The organism is Chryseobacillus diguaensis, assembly GCF_049220665.1.
GTDB lineage: Bacteria > Bacillota > Bacilli > Bacillales > Bacillaceae > Metabacillus_B.
Genome location: NZ_JBMKNV010000002.1, coordinates 24,899 through 49,529 on the forward strand (window position 1 = coordinate 24,899; position 24,631 = coordinate 49,529).

Sequence of the window (24,631 nt, forward strand, 5' to 3'; positions counted from 1 at the left end):
TTGGTATTTTCCATTTTGAAGATCCTTGAACTGAATCATTGTCGGCACTTCCTTGACGAAAAAATCATCCTTTGAATAGGGGCGGAGCAGTAATTTTGGGTTGCCTGTTAATTGGATATACAGCTTTCCGTCTGTCTTTGTATCCTCTGCGTTGTAGCCTTTTTGAATTTCATACGTAACTGGAAATTGAGGGAAAGGTCTTCTGTCCTATAGAAAACTAGGGACAGCAACTTAAATCTTTTTGTATTTTACTGGAAAATAAAGGATATTAAAAGAGAGAAGAAAAAACCGGTTTCATAGGAAACCGGTCCTGGTTTTATATTTTCTGCACAGAATCTCCCTTTATAAGAGAGACATAAATCCGTTCATGCTCAACAGGCTCATTATGGATCAGCTTTAGTAACTGTTCAGCAGCCAAAGCACCCCACTTGTTTTTGGAGTAATCAATGGTCATGAGGCGGGGCTTTGCATAGCGGGAAACTTCAATATTATCAAAGCCAATGATATGAATGTCTCTTCCAATTTCATAGCTGCTTTCAGATAGAAAGTTATACATGCCAATCGCCATATCATCATTGAGACAAAAAACCCCGACTGTTCCGCTTGCTTCCTTTACAATCTGTTCAGCGGCTTTTTCACCTGATGGCTTATTGAAATCTCCAGGGATCTCGGTAAATTCTATGTGCGGATACCGATCGGCTACCTGCCTTGCTGCTTTTAGCCTCTGGTTTGAATCATAAGAACCGGCAGGACCTGTAACGGCGTAAATTTTTTTCAGTCCTGTTTCCAAAAGGTAATCCATTGCAAGTGCTGCACCCGCTTTATTATCGAGTAAGACTTGATTAATATTAGGATGCGGGATTTCCCGGTCCAGCACCACTAGCTTATGTCCCCGATCAGCATGGGAAAGCAGCTCTTCTGAACTGAAGGTTTCATCGAGAACGATAGCGCCATCAATCATCCGTTCAGGGAGCATCCGGTGGGATTGTTCTCCTGAGCAAACGATCAGATCGTAGCCTTTTTGTGAGAGAAATTCCTGCATGCCCTGGAGCAATTCGCCGTAAAAAGCTCCGCTGTAGTTGGTTAAAAACACCCCGATAATTTTTGTTTCTCTCTTTTTTAAGTTCCGTGCTGCCGCATTTGGAATGTAATTCATTTCTTTTGCTATCGCTAAAATTCTCGCACAGGTTTCCTCTGTAACCTTTGTGCTGCCATTTAAGGCATAAGACACCGTTGAGATGGAAACACCTGCTTTTTTGGCGATATCTTTAATACTTACCACAGATTTCTCTCCTATCTTTTAAAACGCTCTTTCTTCTATTATACAATTATTGCTAATTCAACCCTATAAATCAATTTCAATCAAATTGTCTTCAGGCTTTAACCATTTTGAAAGAATGTCTTCCTTGATCAGCAAGCCGCCTTCACGGTAAGGGTTCTCTGTGAAATCATACTGAATGGCATGGCCATTGATGGAGACTCTTTTCAATCCTGTTTTATTCAAATGGTACACAATTTGCACTGGGTATTTCATTAGAGTGTATGAGAATCGTAACCCGTTCAGATTTTCAGGCAGAACCGGATCAAGAACAAGATGCCTATTTACAAACCGGATGCCAAGGCAATTCGATAGCAGCTGATTCAAATAAATGCCTGGCCCGCTTGAATAGATACGCCAGCCGCCTTTGACAGGAACACTTCCATTTTTCAGATCTTCAAAGTTTTTTTCAGCCTCCAAGCGGGTTGGAAACTTTCCGTCAGAGCTGCTAAAGTAGGCATTGCTTTGGCGAAGTGCAGCATTTTTTACTGTCCCTGTTATTCCAACAGGGTTGATTGTTTCAAGCCCGTTCCAAACCTCTTCCGTTTTACCGAGCTTTGCCATCGCTTCTACATACCGGATGTGCGCATGAACATATTGAAGTCCAACCTCCCGGCCAAAATTTGCTGCTTGTTCTGCCCGTTTAAAATGGGTGCTTACACCGCCTCTGTATTCTGCAGGCCTGTTCATTAACCTTACCCCATCCGTGAAAAACAGTTTTTCTTTTATGAGCTGATAGTGGGCTTCTGCCTGTTCTTTTGAAAGGAGCTCCGCGATCATGCTTCTTGTCATAGGAAGCAAACGGTACTGAATCTTTGTTTTTGTATCTTCTGGATGCAGCATAAGCTCTGGTTCCAGAGGATCCTTCAGATAAATAAATCCTGGAATGACAGAAGTATTCAGCATATATGCTGTAAAGTCATCCTTGATGGAGGAGGCAAGCTCCATTAAATGAGCTGACTCTTGAGGGTTTATGTCAATCAATGCCTGTGAAAACTGCCGCACTGTTTGATAGGTTAACGCAACTGTCCAGCTTGAGACCATATATTGCTTGAGCTCGGCATTTGCGGGCTGCAGGGTATCATCCCAGTCGCCATCTCCGTACATGGAAAGGTGTGTGTTATGCAGAAAATGATCTTTTATATACTGAATTTCCTTTTTTGCATGCTCATATATGGAAACCGTTTTTTCAGTAAACTGAAAAGTTTTTCGGTCTGTGTATGGAACATCTTCATGCAGAATGCTGCTGTCGTCTGTTGCCAGAAGGTAATCGCTAAGCACCTTTAAAGGCCAGACGATAATGTCCCCATGGCTTTCCTCCTGCTGGATGGAAGCATAACGGTCAAACATAAACCACTGCGGCCAGTTTCCATTATCCTCGTACTGATGAGAGAAAATGGTTTTGATGATATTCCTGACAGCTTCATAATTTTGAGTGGCCATAAAAAATTCAGCAGGCCCCTGGCAAACATCGCGGGTGCCCCATGCCGCACCGCCGTATTGCTCCAGTCCGTGAGGGACAGAATAGTGAACCAGCATATTATGTGTATACCACCAGGCAAGCACGTTTACCTTTTCCACGTTTTCTGAAGGATGTGTGAGACGAAAGCCGTTCATCGTTTTTTTCAAAAATTCTCTGTAGCTTTCAATTTCAGAAAGCGCAGAGAGGCAGACAAGAGGGAGGGGCTCCTTTTGGTCCAACTGCCCCTGAAAGGTAACAGACCATTCTCTGCAAGTATCCGTTTGAAAAGCAAATACGGATGAAGCGTCAAAATCAGACGTGTGGATCACTTCAAACTCTGTTCCCCAAACCTTCATCAGGTAAGTTAGATCAGGATAAACAGAAGCACTTTCGGACTTTTCTGAAGCCTGAATGATGAGCGTGCCGTTTTCCTTCTTTATTTGAAAAGAGGCGTCGTATTCATTATTGTTCATTGTCATTTGATTGGTTACGAGATAACGATATTCCAAGCCTTTCGCAGAACGGATATCCAGCTGGATTTCAGGCAGCTCTGCAGATGAGGTATTCGTCACGATAATCAGATCGTTTGCTGTTTTATAGTACCAGCGGGCATAGTTAAAACCCATTTCAAAGAGTGAAGGCAAGCCCAGTAAATAAAAGCTTCCATCCATCTCAACGTACAATCTTTGTCCGGACGTTTTCATAATATTCAATGCGTTCCGCTGATTAGAAAGCATTTTATTAAAGGAGGTGTTTCCGACAGTAAGCTGTGAATTGAAAATACCATACATATGGGAAGTGGATGTCATCGTTTTTTCAGGCTCTCTGATATTGTTGCCACTCATCAAAATATGACCATGAGGACGTTCTGTCAGCAGTTCCTTTTCTTTAAAAACAATATGTTCATAGGTTTCTGTAAAAAAGGAAAGCAATTTTCCGTTCTGCCATTCTTCTTGAATACGGCAAGGGAAATACAGATCCAGTTCCTCGGGGGTTATGGAATAAGTTTTTAAAACGGACACTTGTGAAGCTGAATCGTTTATAGAAGCTGAAAGGATAGTGTTATTTTTAACTGAGATTTCCTTCCATGCTTTCCATACTTCTGTTTCATATTCAGCCGTCCTGATCGCTTCTGGATGATCTTCTTTATATAATCCGTAAAAAACAAACTGTGTTTTTCCCTTGAGATCAACCTGTTTGGATTGAAGGGCAGTATAGGCAAATTCGTATTGATAAACTTCATTCGCAAGCAATGTTCTTTTCAGCGCTTCCGGTTCATTGGTTTCTTTATAGGAAAGTCCAAAAAACTGAAAGCCATCTGTTGAATAGCCAATCGTTTGAGTAAGGGAGCCCTGCTGCAGGTAAGGAAACGTGCCGTCCTGCGGCTGATTCTGCCTTGAACAAACGATATATCCTTTCCTTTCATCCTGAAAAACCTGATGATCAATATATTGGGAGACAAAGGCTTCATTCGTTCTAACAGCACCGCGGTGAGCAAGACCCAAGTCCTGTCCATATATAATATCAGCCGTTATCCCTTCTGCATCAAGCTCGACCTCCCAAAACCATATGCCTGCTTCTGTCATGCTGAAGGTAACTTGATAGCTGATCTCTTCCACCATTCCCTTCCATATCGCATGTGAGTCTTGAATATGAAAAGTGCTGCCCGATTTTGAACCGAGCATAGGATAGGCTCTGATTTCTGAAGCTGTATGAATTCTTACATATAGGTTATTTAATGATCCATCGATCGGGTTTGAAAGCCACTGATTGATCATGACTGATTGATGAGCCGCCTCGAAAAGATCTCCGCTTTTCAGGAAAGTAAAACAAACATCTCCAGCCTTAATTAGATATTTTGATTGAATTGCTGTTGTCATTGATTTTCCCCTCCATTTTTTTCCTTAACTCAAATGATAGAGAAAGAGTATCTCTGCTGTTTCCGCCAATATAAACATGGAAATTCCCTGGGTCGCTTTCAAAATTCAAATTGGAATGATAATAGCGAAGCTGTTCTTCTATGAGCTGAAACGTCACTTGTTCAGACTGGCCAGGCTGCAGAAATATCTTCTGAAATGCTTTTAGTTCCTTCAAAGGTCTTACTACTTCACCAGATACATCTTGTATATAAAGCTGCACGATTTCTTCCGCAGAAGCATCACCGGTATTTGTTACCTTTACGGAAATCTCAATAGTATCATTTTCATTCATTACAGAAGATGATAGTGAAGGATTTTCATAATGAAAGGTTGTGTAGCTTAAGCCGAATCCAAAAGGAAACAAAGGCTCATTAGGACTATCCAGATATTGAGATACATAACGTTCCTGAGCGTCTACAGCATCTTTCGGCCGTCCGGTATTATAGCAATTATAGTAAACAGGAACCTGTCCGACGGAATAAGGGAATGACATGGTCAGCTTGGCAGAAGGAGAGGAATCTCCAAAAAGAAGGTTTGCGATGGCGGAACCCCCTTCTGTGCCGGGAAACCATGCTTCAAGAATAGCGTCTGTGTTTTCAACAATGACATGCAGGTCAAGCGGGCGGCCATTGAATAAAACAGCAGCCATCGGCTTATTTACCTTTTTCAATTCTTTGATCAGCTCAAGCTGAACCTGCGGCAGTTGAATACTCGTTCTTGAGCCAGCTTCACCGCTCATCTCAGATGCTTCGCCAAGAGCAAGGAGGATGATATCAGCATTCGTTGCTGCTTCGATTGCTTTTGCCAGCTGTTCTTCCGACCCTGTATGAATTTCACAGCCTTGTGCTGTTATGAGATTTGGGTGGCTGAGCCTTGTTTTCATTGCTTCATAGAGAGTGACGGCCTCATCCTTTGAGCCCATCCAGGACCAGGGACCAAGGATATCACCGCTAGTTGAGAAGGGGCCGATTAATGCCACTTTTTTCGAAACATTTAACGGCAGCAGACCATCGTTTTTCAAAAGAACGCATGATTTTTCAGCAAGTGTCCTGGCATAGACGCGGTTTTCATCTGATAGAACTACTTTCTTTTCTTCTTCTGGATCCGCAGCACGGTAAGGATTTTCAAAGAGGCCAAGTTTATCCTTCAGGGTAAAAATACGAAGAACGGCTTCATCGATCAGAGCTTCATTGATCGTTCCCTCTAAAACAAGGTTCTCCAGATTCAGGGCATAGCAGGCACTCATTATTTCGATATCCACACCAGCTTCGATTGCTTTTCTTGCCGCTTCTTTTTCGTCTTTGGCAACTCCGTGCGGAATGAGCTCTTTGACAGCGCCCCAATCTGAAATAAGGATTCCATCAAATTGCCACTCATCTCTCAGCAGGTCACGCATCAGGTTTTTATTCCCAGTAGCAGGAATGCCATCTACTGTATTGAAGGAAGTCATTACCATCTCAGCGCCCTCATCAAGGGCTGCTTTGTAGGCTGGAAGATAGGATTCCCGAAGCTCCCGTTCTGACATATTCACCGTATTGTAATCCCTTCCGCCTTCAGCTGCACCGTATGCGGCAAAGTGCTTCACACAGGCTGCCACACGGCTGGATTCCAGAGAGAGATTCTGTCCTTGAAACCCGCGAACGAAAGCTCTTGCAAATTCACTATTTAAATAGGGATCTTCCCCGGTTGTTTCCATGACGCGCCCCCATCTGGGATCCCGGACTAAATCCGCCATTGGCGCAAATGTAACATGAAGTCCAGACACTGCTGCTTCCTTTGCAGCTATTTCAGCACTTTTTTCAGCAAGTTCAAGATCGAAAGAACAGCCTATTGCAATTGGCACAGGGAAAATGGTTTTGTAGCCATGAACGATGTCCGCCATAAAAAGGAGAGGAATGCCATGCCTGTTTTCCTGTAAATGGGCCTTTTGAATACGGATCACTTCCTCAGCACCGGATGTGCCTAAAACAGAGCCTGCGTCTTTCACTGTTTGTTGAGACAGGCCAAGACCTGCAAGAGGGCCTGTTATTTGCCCTTCATCTTTTGAACCTTTAAAGAAAGGAGCAGCAAGCTGAACAAGCTGGGCGATTTTTTCTGTAAGAGTCATTTCATTCAGTAAGGGTTGGAATTTAGATAATGGCATGTGTTCATCCTCCGTTCTAAATTTGAAAGGGTAAAGAAAGGAAGCTTCAGCAATGATTTATAGAAACGTTTCGATAAATTGTTCATCTGGATTATAAACGCTTTCATAAAGGGAGTCAATGAGACTTCATTCAGTGTTATTCTCTTGTTCACAGAAAAACTGATTATATTAGGGTTTACAGGGGGATTGGCAGAAGAAAATAAAAAAATAAAAAAAATAAAAAAAATAAATATTGAAAACGATTACAACGTGACATATAATTACCCTGTCGAAACGTTTCTACAAAAAGTTTTCAGCAAATGGTAAAAAAGGGCTTTTAATGGCTTGGAAGAAAGAAATTATTTTTGAAATCGAAACGAAACACCAAAAGAGGATTTTTCACCATCTTTTATAGGGGGAGTAAAAGTGAATAAGAAATTTATGGCTGCTATTAGCTGCAGTATCGTGCTTGCCGCAAGCTTGCTTGGAGGCTGTTCATCCAATTCTGCAAGCTCAGGCAAAACGACGATTACGGTTTGGGGAATGGGAGAGGAAGCAAAGTCACTCCCAAAAATTGCAGAAAATTTCAAAAAAGAAAATCCTGATATTGATGTGAAGGTTCAGGCCATTCCATGGGAAACAGCACATGATAAGCTTTTGACAGCAGTGGCCTCTAAAAACGGCCCAGACGTAGTTCAAATGGGGACAACTTGGATTCCGGAATTTGCCTCAGCGAAAGCATTAATGGATTTAACTCCTTATACGAAGAAGTATCCTGAGCTTGGAGCAGATAATTACTACAGCGGATCGGTAGAGACAACAAAGGTAAATGATCAAGTTGTCGGTGTGCCATGGTACGTGGATACTCGCGTATTATTTTACCGGACAGACTTGTTGAAACAGGTTGGCTATAGCGAAGCTCCTAAAACATGGGAAGAGCTGAGTGATGCAGCTAAAAAGCTTGCAAATCGAGGGGAAGGAAAATATGGTATCAGTCTTGATGCAAAAGAACAGTCTCTCTCCTTTATGTTTGCACGCCAGAATGGTTCAGAGCTTCTTTCAGGGAACAAGCCATTGTTTAATGAAAAGAAATTTGTTGAAGCAGTCGATTATTTGAACAGCTTTTATAAAAATGGGTCAGCACCAAAAGATTTAGACATTGATATTCTTCAGGCTTTCAAAGGGGACGGAATTCTTCCAATGTTTATCAGCGGTCCTTGGTCAATCAAACTAATTAATGACCAGGCGCCTGAGCTGAAAGGGAAATGGGCAACAGCAGTCCTTCCTAAAAAGGAAAACAATATTTCAGCTCTTGGAGGATCGGATTTATCTGTTTTCCAATATACGAAAAATAAAGAAGCATCTCTCAAATTTCTTGCATACATGAGCAAGCCAAAAACACAAATTGAGTGGATGAAGATGACAAATTCCCTTCCGGCAGCTAAAGAAGCATGGAAAGATCCTTCATTAAAAGAGAACCCGGATTATAAAACATTGGGTGATCAAATGGAAAATGCAAAGCCAATGCCGGTTATTAAGCAGTGGGAACCCATTGCTCAAGCCTACTTAACAAGCTTTGAAAAGATCTACCGCGGTGGAGCAGATCCTCAAAAAGAAATGGATGCTTTTAACCAAAAGGCAGAAGAGGTGCTTAATAAATAGGCTGCCAATAAAAAATAGCTGGCAGGCGTAAAACAGCCTGCTGGCTGATTTTTAAGAACGGTTAGATTCATGTTCTTATTATCGGGAACTAAACCCGGCCGGCAGATATTAAAAAACTACATCCAGCATGGAAATGAAGGAAGGGATTTTCATGAAAAGTATTGTCAGCAATAAAACTCCATATTTCTTCATTGCACCAGCCCTTATCCTGCTTACACTGTTTTCGCTTATACCAATTGCAGTTGCACTTGTCATCAGCTTTACGGATATCAATCTCGCTGGTCTTGCGGATTGGGCAAGTATCCATTTTATTGGTGTTCAAAATTACCTGGACGTGTTCAAGGATCCGATATTTGTGAAATCCATTCTCAATACGCTGTTTTACGTTGTATTTGGCGTTCCTTTTGTCATCATTTGCTCCCTTGCCATCGCCTTATTGATCAACTTCGGAAAAGCGAAGATTTTTCAAGTTTTTCGGACTGTTTTTTACATGCCTTCTATTACAAACGTTGTGGCAGTGGCTGTCGTGTGGAGCTTTCTTTATAACTCGCAGTTTGGACTATTTAACTATCTCCTTAAACTTCTCCACATGCCGGGAATTCCTTGGCTGACGGATCCTGTTATGGCGAAAGTATCCCTGATTTTGCTTGCCTTGTGGCGGGCGATTGGGGTTAATATGATTATTTTTCTGGCAGCCATTAAAGGCATCCCAAAAACGTATTACGAAGCAGCTGAGCTTGACGGAGCAAACGGCTGGAGACAGATCGTCAGTATTACACTCCCGCTCCTCCGCTATGCGATTTTCTTTGTTTCAATAACGACGATGATCGGCTGGCTGCAATTTTTCGAAGAGCCATTCGTTATGACAAAGGGCGGTCCGCTAGACAGTACGACATCTGTTGCCCTATTTATTTACCGTAATGGTTTCCAGCAAAGTAATTTCGGTTACGCTGCAGCAGGGTCATTTGTTTTATTTATAGCAATCATCATTATCACCTTGATTCAGTTCAGGTTCAGCCGGAAAGAATCGGATTATTAATGAAGAAGGGGAGGTTTTTTAAATGAAGACGAAGGTCCTTCCGAATACAATGGCCCCCATTCGAAGTGAGTCCGCACCCAAAGTAAGAACAGGGCGTGCTCAGCAATGGACAGCAGGAATTATTTTAACACTGGGCGGTTTGCTTTTTGCTCTTCCTTTTATCTGGATGATTCTCTCCGCTTTTAAAACGGAAAATGAGGTTATGCAGCTGACGCCCACTTTGTGGCCCAAAGAATTCACATTGGATAACTTTCGCAATTTATTTGAGAATATGAATTTTGCCGTTTACTTAAAAAACACCATTATCGTTGTGCTCTGTTCCTTTGCAGGCCTTTTCTTAAATGCCATGGCAGGCTATGCTTTTGCAAAGCACTCGTTTAAAGGGAAAGAAAAGCTTTTTTATCTAGTACTGGCTACAATGATGATTCCCGGCCAAGTAACGATGATTCCCGTTTACTTGATTTTAAATCAGATGCATCTGGTCAATACAATGGCGGGGATCGTTCTGCCGGGATTAGTTGGAGCTTTTAGCATCTTTCTTTTCAGGCAATTTATGTCGACCATTCCGGAAGAGCTCCTGGAAGCAGCAAGACTTGACGGAGCGGGCGAATTCCGTGTTTTCCTGCAGATTGTCCTGCCGATGTCCAAGCCGATCCTAGCCGTACAAGGCATATTAACGTTTATCGCAGGCTGGAACAGTTTCTTATGGCCATTAATAATTGCAAATGATGAGAGTCTCTATACGCTGTCTGTTGGACTATCCTTGCTGAAAGGCCAATACAGCGGCAACTTCGCCCTTCAAATGGCTGGCTCCACGTTCATGGTAGTACCGATCATTGTGATCTTCATGTTCTTCCAAAGGCATATCATTGATGGATATAACATTTCAGGGATGAAATAAATGCGAAAAAGCTGTATCCCCATTAGACTAGACTATTAGGGATACAGCTTTTTTATTTGAGTATATTTGTAAAAGGGGTTTAGGCAATAAAAGCGCTAGTTTGGCCGGTAAATAGTTTTCCGGAAGTACAATGCAGTGTTTAGACAGAAGGACTCTATAATTGGACAGTAAATACCTCTATAAGTGCTTTTTCTCTGTAAAAGGGAAGCTTTTCTGATGGCATTATTAGAAAAAGTCTTTTTTCGCAGAGATTGTTGCTATTCGTACTATCCTTGAACACGTATTAAGACTTACTTCGTGGCATCTTTTCTTAAAATTCACAACGGTATATTGGTTCGGAATCATCTAATATAGATGAGAAAGCAACAAAGTTTAAGAAAAGAGCCTAGAAAAAAGAGGCAGGTTCGCTAATAAGCGTCCCTGCCCATTCTGCCTATCTTATTGAATAGAAAATTCTTCTTTCCTCAATAACTCCTCAGGATTTCGTCCGATCGGATCATGATGGAAATAGTTTCGAATTACTCCATGTTTCATGTAATTGGCGATTGATGTCAAGATCATTCCTTGATCAAGGGCAAGATAGGCTTTCGCCACTTGGCCGCTTTTCACATTGACAGAATCGTAAAAGCCGTATTTTCCATAGCAATCAAGAGCTAGTAGGGCTTTTATATTCTTTTTCGCTTCTATTGGAGCATACTCAAGTGCTAGGAAAGTAGCATGTGCCGTTACGGTGCCATCATCTTTGTATCCGGATGTTCCAAGCGGTGTAGCTGCAAATTCACTATAGCCGTCAGGGGTCGCTGCTGGAGAAAAGCCCCATGCAGCATATCCTTTTTCTTTTGCATATTGAATTTGCATGTGAACGTATCGTTCATTATTTAATCCTAGCGCTTTTTTTCCAAGCTCTTTTTCTTTTAACACAAGGCTTGGCATTAATGCCTCAAACATGCTGCCACCCCATGTTGGTACAAAGCTTATCCCATTGTAGCTGTAATGTCCCTCGAAAACCTTAACCCCATCATATGTTTGTTCTTTTCCAGAAGGAATCTGAGACTGCCAGTCCCATTCAGGAGGCATCGTCCGGTACATTTTCCACCAATGATCCTTTGGTACATCTCCTTTACCGATTGCAATATAGCTTGCAACGCGAGGTTCTGTGTAAAACAGGCCATAATGATGAGCCGTCATTTCTCCTTTGGCAACGTCATATCCTCCGAAAAATTGACCGATCGCAGGATCATATAGCTTAGAATAATCCATGTTTTTTACAAGAAGTGATGTTTCGCCCCTAAGTTCTTTATAAGCTTGACCGGCAACAATCAATCCTGCGGACAGCCACCCATTATCAACTTGAGAAATAAATTGTCCCCAGTCGGTTTTCAGCGAACCGTCAGTATTATACCAATTGTAAAAAAGCCCGTTCCACTTTTTTAATTTTTCCAAGGTCTTTAACGTTTTTTGAATTCTGGATACAGCTTCTTTGCGGGAGATGATCCCGAGCTGATCAGCTGAAACAGTGCTCATGATATACATAGAGACATTGGTAGGAGAAGTATGCTTAGCTTCTGTCAGTCCACTTTTCTCATATCTGATTGTATCTGAGGTAAGCCCTGTTGAAGGATCGGTGTAATCTTTGAAAAAGGAATAAGTCTTTTTAGCGATGCTTCTGAGACTGGCATCATCTTTTTTCCATTGATCTCCTGAAGCAGAAACGTAAGGCGTAAAAGTGAGGGAAAGCACAAAGCTAAACAGAGCAATCAACATGGTCATTTTTTGCAATTTCAAATGGTCCACTCCCGATACGTTTATTTGTCGAAACGTTTCTATAAACATCATAGCAGTTGAATTTGAAAGCGCAATCATTAAAAAGCCGTATTATTGCTGAAACGATATGGGTGAAAATCCCTAATTTGCACCTTTAAAGGCATGCTAATGATTACAATTCTGGAAAATAGGGTATCGAAAACCCAAACTGAATATACATAATTTTCATTCATTTTTAGCGGGATTTTACAAGACCTGCAAGAAAGGGGACGAGCATGAAGGCTGGTATAAAGCTGATTCTGTCAATCATTTTTCTCGTTAGTTTACTTTCAGCCTGTGCGCAAAAAGATGAGCTTTCTGATGGATCGAAATTAATCAATAAGAAAGAATTTGTTTTTGCAGCATCAGGAGAATTCAAGCCGTTCAGCTACGTGAAAAATGATATGACGATGGTAGGGTTTGATGTAGAAGTCGGGAAAGCAATTGCGAAGGAACTTGGCTTAAAGCCAGTACCGAAGCGAATTAAGTTCAAAGGGATCGTAGAAGGAGTAAAAACAGGCAGGGCTGATGCAGCTGTGGCTAGCCATACCATTAATGCAATGCGGGCTAAGCAAGTAAGTTTCTCGACACCATACTATTATTCCGGTCCGCAGATTTTCACGAGACCTGGAAGCAGCATTAAAACAGTAGATGATTTAAAAGGGAAAGAAGTAGCGGCTGCAAAGGGCTCCACTTATGCGGATATTGCGAAAAAGTATACCGGGATTGTGAAGGTTTATGACAGTGATATTACAGCACTTCAGGCACTGAGCAGCGGCAGGCATGATGCCGTAATAACAGACTTTGTTACAGGGCGCAGTTCTATCCAAGAAGGATTCAAAGTAAAAGGACAGCAGCTGATAGAGCGCAGTGCACAGGCAGTTGTTTTGCCAAAGGATAATCCAAAGCTTCTAAAACGGGTGAATGAAGCGATTGAGAAGCTGAAGAAAGACGGAACCCTGGCTAAAATCAGCAAAAAGTATTTTGGTGAAGATATTACGAAAGATCCTAATGAGAAAAAATAACCTAAAGGAGCTGTGAAATTTGCCTAGCTTTTCGCATTTTTTTCAAACATTGATTGAAAGCAAGGATGTTTTTATTCAAGCCATGCTGCTTACGCTTGAACTGACAGTGGTTTCAATCCTTGTAGGAATTGTTATCGGACTCTTTTTTGCTTTTTTAAAGCTTTCCAAGTTTAAGGTGCTTGGATACATATCAGACATTTACATTTACCTTGTCCGCGGGACACCGTTAATTGTTCAGATTTTTATTTTGTATTTCGGCATCAGCGGAATATTCCTTTTGCCTGACTTTTGGGCAGCCTCGCTTGCTCTTGCTTTTCATAATGGGGCCTATATTGCTGAGATTTTCCGCGGTACAATTCAGTCGATTGATAAAGGGCAAATGGAAGCAGGAAGGTCGCTCGGAATGTCAAAAGGCTTAACGATGCGCAGAATTATTTTGCCTCAAGCATTTCGCAGAGCGCTGCCGCCCCTTGGAAACCAGTTTATTATTGGACTTAAGGATTCCTCGCTTGCTGCATTCATCTCGATGAATGAGCTCTTTAACGTTGCAACGACAATCGGTTCCAATAACTTCGATGAAATGAATTATCTTTTGATTGTAGCGGTTTATTACTTAATCCTTGTGGCTATTTTGACACTCGCTGTGAATGCTATTGAAAAACGCATGGCCATCAGTGATCAATAGGAGGGAAGGAAATTGAGCGATAGAGAAATGATCCGGGTTGAAAAGCTGAATAAATCCTTCGGGAAGCTGCATGTGCTGAAGGATGTGGATATGACAGTAAAGGAAAGTGATGTTGTCTGTTTGATCGGGGCAAGCGGAAGCGGAAAGAGCACATTGCTTCGCTGTCTGAACTTCCTTGAAAAAAAAGATAATGGCAAGATCATCATCGAAGGTAAAGAAGTGACAAAGGCTACTCACAAAATTGATGAGGTCCGTCAGAAAATCGGTATGGTATTCCAGCACTTTCATCTGTTTCCTCATAAAACTGTTCTCGAAAATGTTATAGAAGCACCGACTCAAGTGAAAAAAACACCTAAAGATAAGGCTGTACAGGAGGCTAGGGAGCTTTTGAAAAAAGTTGGACTTGAGGATAAAGCAGATGTGTATCCGAACAAGCTTTCCGGCGGCCAAAAGCAGCGTGTTGCCATTGCAAGAGCCCTGGCCATGAACCCTGACATCATGCTATTTGATGAACCTACATCTGCTCTAGATCCGGAACTCATCGGAGAGGTGCTTCAAACGATGAAAGGACTCGCTGAAGAAGGCATGACTATGATCATTGTAACGCATGAAATGGGCTTTGCCAGAGAGGTTGCCGATTCGATTGTCTACATGAATGAAGGAAGAATTGTCGAGGTTGGTCATCCAAGGGATTTTTTCGAAAATCCAAAGGAACAGCGGACGAAAGAATTTTTGGACGCGATGATGTAAGAAGGGGAGAACCTGTTCAGTCGAGCAGGTTCTTTTTCTGAATATGATATGGGCTCAAGCTTTAAGAAAGGCTCTTTTCTTAAACTTTGTTGTTTTTTCATCCATTTAAGTAAATAAAGAGCAAGAATACAGTTGCAAATTTTAAGAAAAGATGCCACGAAGCTAATCTTTATGCGTGGTCTATGACTATACGAATAGCAACAATCTTTGCGAAAACAGCCTTAAGAAAAGAAGCCATGAAGCAGATTCTGCCAACGTGCTGAACATTTGTACGGATCGTAACGCTTTGAAAGAAATGAAAATGATATACTGTCTACAAGAAGGTGAGAGGGACAGTTATGAAAGAAAAGCGATATGAAACAGAATTATATGAACCTGTCAGAAAGTATTTTACGAATAAAGGCTTTGCAGTAAATGGGGAAGTTAACCATTGTGATGTCACAGCTTTAAAGGATGATGAATTAGTCATCATTGAGCTGAAACTTAACTTGAATATTGATTTGCTTGTTCAAGCTACTCAAAGGCAGCGAATCACTGATCTTGTTTATATCGCCATTCCGAAACCAAAATACAGCCGCCGTTCAAAGAAGTGGCATGATATTTGCCATTTGATCAAACGGCTTGAGCTTGGACTTATACTTGTGACATTCAGTAAAGGCAGAACCAGTATGGAAATTGTGATTTCTCCAGAGCCGTTTGACCGCAAGAAAAGCATGCAGCGAAGCAAGCTAAAAAGAAAAAAGATTTTGGATGAAATCAGCGGGCGGAACGGCGATTATAATATCGGCGGCAGCAGCAAAAAAAAGATTCTCACTGCCTATAAAGAGAAATGCATCCATATTGCTGCTCTTCTGAACCAGTACGGACCTCTGTCTCCAAAGGGTTTGAGGGAAATGGGGACAGGAGAAAAAACGCTTTCGATTCTCGGTAAAAATTATTATGGCTGGTTTCTGAAATTAGGCAGGGGCTCTTATACGATAAGTGAGAAGGGGAAACTAGAGATTGAAGATTATCCTGAATTAGCGGCTCATTACTTGAAGCAGAGTATAAGAGAAGGGCTTTAAAAAGGGTGCGGAAGTATTGGCTTCGGCTGAAAAGGAAATGATTAATCGAGCCCGGGACCTTTAAGGCAGAAATCTCTCCAAATTTCCAGAAAATCTATCCAAATTTCCAGAAAATCTATCCAAAATCCATCAGAATCTACTCAAAACCTCAGATTATCTATGCAAATCTCTGTATAATCTATCCAAACGGGAACAAAATGCCATAACTAAAAAAGCGCTGGCCCATTGTCCAGCGCTTTTCATTACATTTCCAATGTCTGAGGAGAGTTATCTTTCATATTCATCAGTCTAATTTTAGAAGGCTTAATTTCAAGCACGATGTATTCAGGATCGTCGGGACCTTCAAACCATGGCTCCAAGCTCTTGTTCCAAAGCTTGTGTTTGGTTTCATTATCATCTTTAATGGATGCTATTCCTTCAATTTCTACGAACGTATCTCCGACACCTTCTCCGTCATATCCAAGCAGGATATGCACATTTGGGTTTTCATCGATTTCTTCTGTTTTATGTGTTTCTTTATTTGTTGGTGTGTATAGAGTCATGCTTTCATTAAAAAAAGTCATATAGCGGGAGTGAGGCTTGTTGTTTTTTACAGTAGCCAAAGTTCCGACTTTATTTTCATCAATTATGCTTAAAATTTTATCTCTTAATTCTTGCTGGTTCATCCAATAACAGCTCCTTCTCTTTCTGGTAATAGTATTAATGTTCCTTTTTATCAAAGAAGTTAAACCAGAAAGAAGTGGTTTAGGGAGCAGGAATGTGCATAACGTTTTAATAGTATTAAGATATATTCCAATATTTTCAAAAATACATTTACTGAGCTTAAGTGACGAACTGTCCATAAAATTGAAGAAACTGGAATTAGATTCCTCCGTATGAAACAATATATTTAATAAATTTCCAGAAAACATTTGCAATTTCGTCCTAGAACGATTAAATTATTCCTATAAAGTATAGTTTGAGATTTCAGAATATTATGTAAAAGCAGGTGAGGGATGTTTATGGCACTATTTAGAAAAAAATCGATTGAAACGTTAATTAAAGAGACTAGCCAGAAAAGCGTCACGTTAAAAAAAGAGCTTGGTGCATTTGATTTAACGATGCTTGGAATCGGAGCAATTATCGGTACAGGGATTTTCGTCCTGACTGGAGTAGCTGCGGCTGAACATGCTGGGCCAGCACTTGTTATTTCCTTTGTGATGTCAGCCATTGCCTGTGTGTTTGCGGCGCTATGCTATGCTGAGTTCGCGTCAACTGTACCTGTGTCAGGCAGTGCCTACACATACAGCTATGCAACATTCGGAGAACTGATTGCCTGGATTTTAGGATGGGATCTGATTTTGGAATATGGACTGGCTTCTTCAGCTGTAGCTGTAGGTTGGTCTGGATATTTTCAAGGATTTCTTGAAGGCTTCGGCATCCATCTTCCAAAAGCTTTATCTGGAGCGTATGATCCGGCACATGGAACCTACATTAACATTCCAGCTATCTTTGCTGTATTATTAATTACCTTGCTGATCACCCAAGGCGCAAAAAAATCAGCACGTTTTAATGCTTTCATGGTTATCCTCAAATTAGCAATCGTTATCTTATTTATTGTTGTAGGGGTGTGGTATGTAAAACCGGAGAATTGGACACCATTTATGCCGTTTGGCTTCCAAGGTGTTGCAACCGGTGCAGCTACAGTATTCTTTGCTTATATCGGCTTTGATGCTGTATCATCTGCTGCTGAGGAAGTGAAGAATCCTCAGCGGAATATGCCAATTGGTATTATTACTTCACTTTTAATTTGTACAGTGCTCTATATTGTTGTTTCAGCCATTCTTACAGGGATCGTTCCTTATGATCAATTAAATGTTACGAACCCAGTTGCATTTGCTCTCAAATTTATCCATCAGGATTGGGTAGCAGGGCTCATCTCAATTGGTGCGATTGCTGGTATGACAACGGTACTGCTCGTTATGATGTATGGACAGACTCGTTTGTTTTATGCCATCAGCCGTGACGGTCTTCTTCCAAAGCGGTTGTCAAGAGTCAGTCCGGAAAAAAATACCCCTGTTTTTTCTTCATGGGTATCATTCGTTGCTGTATCCATTTTTGCAGGGCTTATCCCGCTTGGACAGCTGGCAGAGCTAACGAACATCGGAACATTGTTTGCTTTTATGACCGTATCTGTAGGGATTCTCTATATCCGAAAAAATAAAATGGCTTCTAACACTGGATTTAAAGTACCATTTGTACCGGTCGTGCCAATTCTTGCTTTCGTTTTTTGCGGATATTTGGTTCTTCAGCTTCCGGCAATCACTTGGCAATTCTTCGGCATCTGGCTGGTAATCGGACTAGTTGTCTACTTCCTGTATGGAAGAAGACACAGCGGCTTGAATGAACAAAAACCACCAATGCGGAAAATAGGATGAGAAAAAGCGCACCGGATTTGATCCGGTGCGCTTTTCTTATTTTGTAAAACGATATGGAACTGTGGTAACAATGATATTTTTCCGGTAAAGAAGATACGTTCTCAGGACAATGCTGGACTGATTGTGCAAAATATAATGCCAGCTTTGCTTTGTAATGAATTGAGGAATAAGAACTGTTACTTCATAATTGTATTCCTCTGCTTTTTCATCAATGACATCGACAATCCGTCCAATCGGACGAAGCAAACTTCGATACTGGGAAACAAACGTGACAAGCCGCACATTAGGCTGCCATTTTTTCCATTTCTCTTCGAATTTCTTTTCACTTTCACGGTCAAAGGCAACGTAAACAGCGATAACCTGGTCGCCAATGCTGTTTGCGTAGTTCAGAGAATTCTCTACTACCTTAGTAATCCCTGCTACAGGAACAATGATGACGTTCCCTTCTATAGGGGGTATTTTTTCCTCTGCATTAATACGAAGCTGCTGGCCAACATCATCATAGTGCCTATGAATCCGTTTAAACAAGAAAACGATCGCAGGCAGGAACAGCAGCACATACCATACTTGGTTGAATTTTGTTATAAAGAAAATAGCAAGAACCGTTGCTGTTATAAGCGCGCCAAGCAGGTTGATTGCAAGCTTAAAGCCCCAGCCCTTCGGTTTTTCCCTTAACCACTTAATGATCATACCTGTCTGAGCAAGAGTAAAAGGTATAAATACTCCAACTGCGTAAAGCGGGATCAGCTGCTCTGTCTGACCGTTTGAGGCGACTATGAGAATAATGGATCCAATGCTAAGGGCCAGGATTCCATTCGAGTATCCAAGTCTGTCACCTCTTAAAAGGAACATACGAGGCATATACCTGTCTGATGCAAGGTTAACGGCAAGCAGCGGGAAAGCTGAAAAGCCTGTATTGGCTGCAAGAACTAGAATCAGAGCAGTTGATGCCTGAATGAAAAAATACATAAAGTTTCTGCCAAACGTTTCGGAAGCAATCTGGGAGACAACTGTTTCATCGGCTTTAGGTGCAATCCCGTACCAAAAAGCCAATAGAGTGACTCCTGTGAAAAGAATAGCCAGCAAACCGCCCATCATTAAAAGGGTGTTGGCTGCATTCCTTGGTGCCGGTTCTTTAAAGTTTGGTATTGCATTTGAGATCGCTTCAACACCGGTCAAAGCTGAACAGCCTGATGCAAATGCTCTCAATAAGAGGAATAAACTGATCCCTGGAACGGCTGCTCCTAGGGGTGCATGAGTTTCAGGAGGCACCTGACCTGTTGCGACTTTAAAGATGCCGAATAAAATCAAAATAATAAGTCCGACAACAAATAAATAAACAGGGTAGGCAAGGAATGTAGCAGATTCCGTCAAACCCCTTAAATTTAGAATTGTAATAATAATAACCATAATGACCGAGATGGCAACCCTATGAGCATGCAGTGAAGGAAATGCAGATGTAATAGCATCCGTTCCTGCAGTCACACTAACAGCTACAGTCAATATATAGTCGACAAGAAGAGAGCCGCCGGCAATCAATCCAGGAGTGACGCCAAGATTTGTTTTTGATACGACATAAGCTCCGCCGCCATGAGGATAAGCATAGATAACCTGTCTATAAGAAAAGATCAGGGCGGTTAGCAGCACCAAAACGGCAATTGCGATTGGTATGGAATACCAGAAGGCGATAAAACCTATGGTGGCCAATACAATCAATATTTGCTCTGTTCCATAAGCAACGGAAGAAAGAGCATCAGAGGATAATACGGCAAGGGCTTTCAGCTTGTTCAGCCGCTGTTCTGCCAATTGATTGGATTTTAAAGGCTTCCCGATCAATATTCTTTTTAGAGTTGAATACAAAATGTTCACCACCATAATGAATTGCTTAAAAAAGATCTTACACTGTGTTTGTGGATTAATACCCTAATCCTGTACTTTTCAGACAACCTTGCAGTAAGTTATCATCCCTAATAAAAGGGCATAAACCTTTCTAAGGCACTTTACTAAATGTAACCTAAAAATATATTTTTTCAAGTAGGTAAATGCCAATTTAAATATAATATTTTATAGATATCTTTTTAAGGGAATTATTAACAAACATCGCATTAAATATGTAATTGCAGGAGTAGACCGAAAGAATGAAAAAAAGCCTGCCTACTCTGTGATATAGTACCTCTCAAATAGACATAAAAAAACCTGACCCTTATCTAGAAGTGATAAGATTTTAGGTAGTCTTCTTGGAGGTTCTTTTTTTATGGAGAAAAAACTAATTAATTCTTTTCACACTTTTAAAGAAGCAAGCTGTTGAACTTTATCTGGAAGGGCATTCGAGAAATGCCATTACCGAACAGTTTTGTCAGATGGATTTATGACCGTGCTATAAAGGATCTGTACCATAACGAGATTGTCGCATATACAATTGGCCAGCATCAAGGAATAACTCTCGTTATGGAAACCATACGCCAGTTAAAAGAAAAAGGATTCGAAAAAGGAGCCATCTTACACAGTGATCAAGGCTTCCAGTTTACGAATCCAACTTACATTCAAACAGTAGAAAGTTATGGACTTACCAGAGGCAACTGCTTAGACAAATGCGTAGAGAACTTTTTCAGCCATCTCAATGCGAGATGCCCTGCTTCTGTTCACCAGAAACCTTTGAAGAAGTCTCTAAATCCATAACGAAATCCGAATTCAAAACAAATACGGCATGAGTTCAGTGGAATATCGAACTCATGCCGCATAAGGCAGTTTCTTAACAAAGTCTACTTGACAGGTCTAGGTTCATCTGGAAGACTGTTCCTTTATATTAAAGCGCATTCGGCTTCGATAACGAATGGCCATCATCCTCACGTTTGATTTCAGGGATGGTGCAAACTTGCTTGCTGCAGGATTTGTTCAGCTCGCATGCAGCGCATTTTCCTTTTTTGCTTTTTTGGACGTGCCTGAAGATTGTGTATCCGGCATAGCCGAAAATCAATAAACCGATCAGTATGTTAATGAGCATGTTCTTCTACCACCTTTTAAATGGATTAAGCGAGTCCCGCAAAGCTACCGATTTGGAAGATCAGAAGGGACAATCCGTAAGCAATGACGAGCGGGTATATGATTGAGAATGCTGTCCATTTTGCAGAGCCCGTTTCTCGTTTGATAACGGCAACCGTTGCAAGACATGGAATATATAATAGAACGAAAACCATAAAGCTGTAGGCTGATAATGGCGTATAAAAGGATTGCAGTGATTTTCCCAATTCGCTTTCAGATACGGCATAAATAATGGACATGGTAGAAACGATAACTTCCTTGGCCAAAAAGCCTGTCAGAAGAGAAGCCCCTGCCTGCCAAGTGCCAAATCCGATTGGCGCAAGGATTGGAATCAGCAAACCTCCAATCAAGGCAAGGAAGCTGTGGTCCATTGATACATTCAATCCCCCTGGTCCTGCGTAAGTCAGGAGCCAAATGGCAACGGAACCTCCAAAAACGAAAGTTCCGGCTTTTCGTGCAAAGCCTTTTCCTTTATCCCACGTGCTGCGCAGTAGTGTTTTTCCTTGCGGCAGACGATAAGGGGGGAGTTCAATAACGAAGAAGGAACGCTCTTCCTTCAGCATCGTCATGGAAAGGATTTTTGTAATGACGAGTGCCAGTACAATACCGAGTACATAAAGCGAGAGAACAACAAGCGCCTGATTCTGGTCGAAAAAGGCTCCTACAAACAAGGCGTAAACTGGAAGTCTTGCTGAGCAGGACATGAAGGGAGTAACCAATATGGTGAGCAGCCTTTCCTTTGATTGCTCAATCGTCCTTGCCGCCATGATACCTGGCACATTACAGCCAAACCCGATGATCATTGGGATGAATGCTTTTCCGTTCAAACCGAAATACTCCATAAATTTGTCCATCACAACCGCGATTCTTGCCATGTACCCTGAATCTTCAAGCAAGGAGATGAAGAAAAACAGGACAAAGATTTGCGGAAGGAAGACAAGGACTCCGCCGACTCCTGCAATAATACCATCTGTTACAAGTGCTTTGATAAATTCAGATGCACCAACGGCTGAAAGGCCAGCAAGCGCCCAATCCTTTAAGGTCCCATTAAAGATTCCATCCAAAAGATCAGAAAGCGGGGTACCGGCCCATGCAAACGTGAGCTGAAACACAAGATACATGATTCCAAGGAAAATCGGAATTCCAAGAAATCTATGCGTTACAATCCGGTCAATCTTTTCGGAAAGAGCTGTTTTTTCCTGTGCACTATATGTAAGGACTTTTTCAAGCAGTGCATCAATTTTCAGCTGGCGCTGGTGGTGAAAATAAGCTTCAGGAGGCTGCTTGAGAGAAGACGACAGCGTGCTTCGCAGTTCCTGTAATTGGCTGTAATGCTGATTTTTTGATAGATGCTTCTCCATTTCACTGTTGCCGATGATAAACTGTATAGCTTTCCATCTGGCATGTTCGGTATTTTCGAGCAGCACCATCATTTCAGAAAGAATGGTTTCCGCTTCTTGTCCATAGTCAATTACAAAGGATTGTTCTTTGCTCCATTTACCTAACGAGGCGACAAGCTCCTTACAGCCTTTTTCATTTCTGGCAATGACCGGAACAATTTCAACGCCTAGCAGTTTTCCTAATTGTTCGTGCTTTATTTTTATTCCTCTGAGCTTTGCTACATCGATCATATTTAAACCAATCGTAACAGGCTTGCCGTATTCAAGCATTTGCAGAGTAAGGTGCAGATTTTGAGCTAGCTGCGAGGCATCTACAACATTCAGGAACCCGTCAAATTCTTCTGACAGTAAGTATCTGGATACAACTGCTTCATCATTCGAAAGGGGATTTAAGCTATATACACCGGGCAGATCAACAATCTGGCCCGCATTCTGCTTTAATTGGCCTACTTTTTTATCAACTGTTACACCGCTCCAGTTTCCGACATATTCGTAGGAACCCGTCAATGCATTAAATAAAGTTGTTTTTCCCGTGTTGGGGTTTCCTAAAAGGGCGATGGTATTCATCTTTTTTCAACCTCAATTCGAAGGGCATCCAGTTTTCTAAGCCCAATGCATTTTCCGTTGCATTCAACGATGCACGGACCGCCAAAAGCTGATTTTTGCTTCAGGCAAATACTTGAGCCGATGTTCATTCCAAGTGAGACAAAACGTCTGTATGTGAGATCATCTGTTTGCGGAAGATCTTTTATCGTAGCTTTTGTGCCTTTTGGGCATTGATATAAGTTCATGTGCATCGTTCCTTTAATAATGAGAATCATTATCAATCTTTTTTTAAGTATAGCATGGTTAAAAAGAAAGGTATACGGTTAATTTTCAATTAATTGAGAAATTGAGCGCATTGAAGGATTCATACATGTTTTAAAGGAAAAGTGCCACACTAATAAAGGATCTTTTCTATTTAGATAAATTCCTAACAAGAATACAAATGTAAATATATAGAAAGGCTCTTTTCTTAAACCTTGCAGTTTTCTCGCCTCTTTTTACTGAATATACCTTCCAGTTAGGCGGAAATTTTAAGAAAAGATGCACGAAGCCTATTTTCATACGTTTTCTAAAAGCATACGAATAGCAGCAATCCTTGCGAAAACACCCTAATAAAAAAACGGGAGGGAACTGTCCATGATTACGTGGATTATTTGTCTGAACATGCTCTGTCAGTCCCCCGGTACTGCAGCTGTAAAACCGGTAATTACAGAGACCAGGCCCCCTGAATATGCAAAATGGTCCAGAATTGCACTAAAAAAGACAGAAGAAAAATATCCAAAAGCAGAAATTGTTGATTATCTTCATATAGGTAGAGAAAAAATTGGTTTTCGCACGGCAAAAGAAAAGTTCAAGCTATGGATGAGAGAAGACGGCAAAGAATACGGCCTTTATGTTACGGTGGAATTTGATACAGAAACAGAAGGTGTGAAAAGCATTACGTTTCAGAAAACAGATCGGTAAGCAATTGGTAAATAGGTTTTAGAGGCTTTTTAAAAGGCTCTTTTCTTAAACTTTGTTGCTTCACACTCTAAATTTCAGCTGGAGGACCTTGATTTTGCAGAAACTTTAGGAAAAGATGCCTCGAAGCAAGTTAAAATGCGTGATAAAAGCATTTATGAACAGCAACAATCTCTGAGAAAACAGCCTTTTATAAATCCGATAAGTTTGGTTTGATTTTGAGCCAAATCCCTTTTAAGGTAATGAAAGATTCATCATCGGGCCAGTCCCTCCGTCTCTCTGGATAAGAAGCATCGTTTATAATTCTTCATTTTTTTTTATCTATCCCTTTTCATCTGGCTTGCACCATCTCCGACTTGCTTTAGAATGCAGCATAGATTACTTTTCTTTGTCATCGTTTTTCATATGGTCAAATTTTAGAATATGAAAACAAATAATCCTATCTGATTTAGGCAAGATAAATCTTTTATTTTGGATAATAAAGTTTGAGAAATGAATTGAAAATAAGATAAAATA

General features: G+C 41.2%; 19 protein-coding genes. 10 read left to right on the plus strand and 9 right to left on the minus strand.

All coding sequences use genetic code 11. From position 1 onward, the window contains the following. Positions 1-316: 316 nt before the first annotated feature. The 3 genes from ACOT8F_RS02940 to ACOT8F_RS02950 all read right to left on the minus strand — a co-directional run bounded on the left by ACOT8F_RS02940 (position 317) and on the right by ACOT8F_RS02950 (position 6,842). Entirely contained in the window at positions 317-1,282 is a 966-nt protein-coding gene (locus ACOT8F_RS02940; RefSeq protein ID WP_421650067.1) for a LacI family DNA-binding transcriptional regulator, read from the minus strand. A 63-nt stretch (positions 1,283-1,345) separates the two neighbouring features. Then, a complete protein-coding gene (locus ACOT8F_RS02945; protein ID WP_421650068.1) occupies positions 1,346-4,660 on the minus strand; it encodes a GH36-type glycosyl hydrolase domain-containing protein in 3,315 nt (1,104 codons plus the stop codon). Next, positions 4,626-6,842, minus strand: a complete 2,217-nt coding sequence (locus tag ACOT8F_RS02950; RefSeq protein ID WP_421650069.1) for a glycoside hydrolase family 3 N-terminal domain-containing protein — start codon at positions 6,840-6,842, stop codon at positions 4,626-4,628. The genes ACOT8F_RS02945 and ACOT8F_RS02950 overlap by 35 nt, the downstream gene beginning before the upstream one ends. Positions 6,843-7,247: 405 nt before the next feature. Between ACOT8F_RS02950 and ACOT8F_RS02955 the strand changes: the two genes are divergently transcribed. From ACOT8F_RS02955 to ACOT8F_RS02965, 3 genes are all read left to right on the plus strand, one after another. Beyond that, positions 7,248-8,483: an extracellular solute-binding protein gene (locus ACOT8F_RS02955; RefSeq protein WP_421650070.1), complete on the plus strand. Its 1,236-nt coding sequence runs from the start codon at positions 7,248-7,250 to the stop codon at positions 8,481-8,483. A 151-nt stretch (positions 8,484-8,634) separates the two neighbouring features. Beyond that, positions 8,635-9,522, plus strand: a complete 888-nt coding sequence (locus ACOT8F_RS02960) for a carbohydrate ABC transporter permease (protein ID WP_421650071.1) — start codon at positions 8,635-8,637, stop codon at positions 9,520-9,522. 49 nt (positions 9,523-9,571) lie between these two features. Further along, positions 9,572-10,423: a carbohydrate ABC transporter permease gene (locus ACOT8F_RS02965; RefSeq protein WP_421650469.1), complete on the plus strand. Its 852-nt coding sequence runs from the start codon at positions 9,572-9,574 to the stop codon at positions 10,421-10,423. A gap of 438 nt (positions 10,424-10,861) precedes the next feature. On the opposite strand, the gene ACOT8F_RS02970 is transcribed toward ACOT8F_RS02965, so the two are convergent. Further along, on the minus strand, positions 10,862-12,217 hold the full coding sequence (locus ACOT8F_RS02970; protein WP_421650470.1) for a glucoamylase family protein: 1,356 nt from the start codon (positions 12,215-12,217) through the stop codon (positions 10,862-10,864). Positions 12,218-12,462: 245 nt separating this feature from the next. Between ACOT8F_RS02970 and ACOT8F_RS02975 the strand changes: the two genes are divergently transcribed. From ACOT8F_RS02975 to ACOT8F_RS02990, 4 genes are all read left to right on the plus strand, one after another. Next, positions 12,463-13,251, plus strand: coding sequence for a transporter substrate-binding domain-containing protein (locus tag ACOT8F_RS02975; RefSeq protein ID WP_421650072.1), 789 nt, complete (start codon positions 12,463-12,465; stop codon positions 13,249-13,251). Positions 13,252-13,270: 19 nt separating this feature from the next. Next, positions 13,271-13,936, plus strand: coding sequence for an amino acid ABC transporter permease (locus ACOT8F_RS02980; protein WP_421650073.1), 666 nt, complete (start codon positions 13,271-13,273; stop codon positions 13,934-13,936). 12 nt (positions 13,937-13,948) lie between these two features. Then, positions 13,949-14,686 carry an amino acid ABC transporter ATP-binding protein gene (locus tag ACOT8F_RS02985; protein WP_421650074.1) on the plus strand — a complete coding sequence of 246 codons (738 nt, stop codon included), beginning with the start codon at positions 13,949-13,951 and terminating at the stop codon, positions 14,684-14,686. A gap of 338 nt (positions 14,687-15,024) precedes the next feature. Next, entirely contained in the window at positions 15,025-15,750 is a 726-nt protein-coding gene (locus ACOT8F_RS02990; protein WP_421650075.1) for a DUF2161 domain-containing phosphodiesterase, read from the plus strand. A 242-nt stretch (positions 15,751-15,992) separates the two neighbouring features. On the opposite strand, the gene ACOT8F_RS02995 is transcribed toward ACOT8F_RS02990, so the two are convergent. Further along, entirely contained in the window at positions 15,993-16,415 is a 423-nt protein-coding gene (locus ACOT8F_RS02995; RefSeq protein WP_421650076.1) for a pyridoxamine 5'-phosphate oxidase family protein, read from the minus strand. A gap of 336 nt (positions 16,416-16,751) precedes the next feature. On the opposite strand from ACOT8F_RS02995, the gene bcaP reads away from it, so the two are divergent. Next, positions 16,752-18,167 (plus strand): branched-chain amino acid transporter BcaP, encoded by a 1,416-nt coding sequence (gene bcaP, locus ACOT8F_RS03000; RefSeq protein WP_421650077.1) that lies wholly within the window; start codon positions 16,752-16,754, stop codon positions 18,165-18,167. A 36-nt stretch (positions 18,168-18,203) separates the two neighbouring features. Here the strand turns inward: bcaP and ACOT8F_RS03005 are convergent, their stop codons facing one another. After that, positions 18,204-20,027, minus strand: coding sequence for an APC family permease (locus ACOT8F_RS03005; protein WP_421650078.1), 1,824 nt, complete (start codon positions 20,025-20,027; stop codon positions 18,204-18,206). A 474-nt stretch (positions 20,028-20,501) separates the two neighbouring features. Between ACOT8F_RS03005 and ACOT8F_RS03010 the strand changes: the two genes are divergently transcribed. Next, the gene (locus tag ACOT8F_RS03010) at positions 20,502-20,846 is read left to right on the plus strand and encodes a hypothetical protein (protein ID WP_421650079.1); all 345 of its coding nucleotides are present in this window, start codon (positions 20,502-20,504) and stop codon (positions 20,844-20,846) included. A 127-nt stretch (positions 20,847-20,973) separates the two neighbouring features. Here ACOT8F_RS03010 and ACOT8F_RS03015 read toward each other — a convergent pair whose 3' ends face one another. The 3 genes from ACOT8F_RS03015 to ACOT8F_RS03025 are packed head-to-tail and all read right to left on the minus strand — an operon-like array spanning position 20,974 to position 23,400. Beyond that, positions 20,974-21,171, minus strand: coding sequence for a FeoB-associated Cys-rich membrane protein (locus ACOT8F_RS03015; RefSeq protein WP_421650080.1), 198 nt, complete (start codon positions 21,169-21,171; stop codon positions 20,974-20,976). Positions 21,172-21,196: 25 nt separating this feature from the next. Further along, positions 21,197-23,176, minus strand: a complete 1,980-nt coding sequence (feoB, locus tag ACOT8F_RS03020) for a ferrous iron transport protein B (protein ID WP_421650081.1) — start codon at positions 23,174-23,176, stop codon at positions 21,197-21,199. Beyond that, positions 23,173-23,400 carry a FeoA family protein gene (locus tag ACOT8F_RS03025; protein ID WP_421650082.1) on the minus strand — a complete coding sequence of 76 codons (228 nt, stop codon included), beginning with the start codon at positions 23,398-23,400 and terminating at the stop codon, positions 23,173-23,175. Before ACOT8F_RS03025 ends, feoB begins: the two co-directional genes overlap by 4 nt. A gap of 391 nt (positions 23,401-23,791) precedes the next feature. Between ACOT8F_RS03025 and ACOT8F_RS03030 the strand changes: the two genes are divergently transcribed. Continuing rightward, the gene (locus tag ACOT8F_RS03030) at positions 23,792-24,118 is read left to right on the plus strand and encodes a DUF3889 domain-containing protein (protein ID WP_421650083.1); all 327 of its coding nucleotides are present in this window, start codon (positions 23,792-23,794) and stop codon (positions 24,116-24,118) included. Positions 24,119-24,631: the final 513 nt, after the last annotated feature.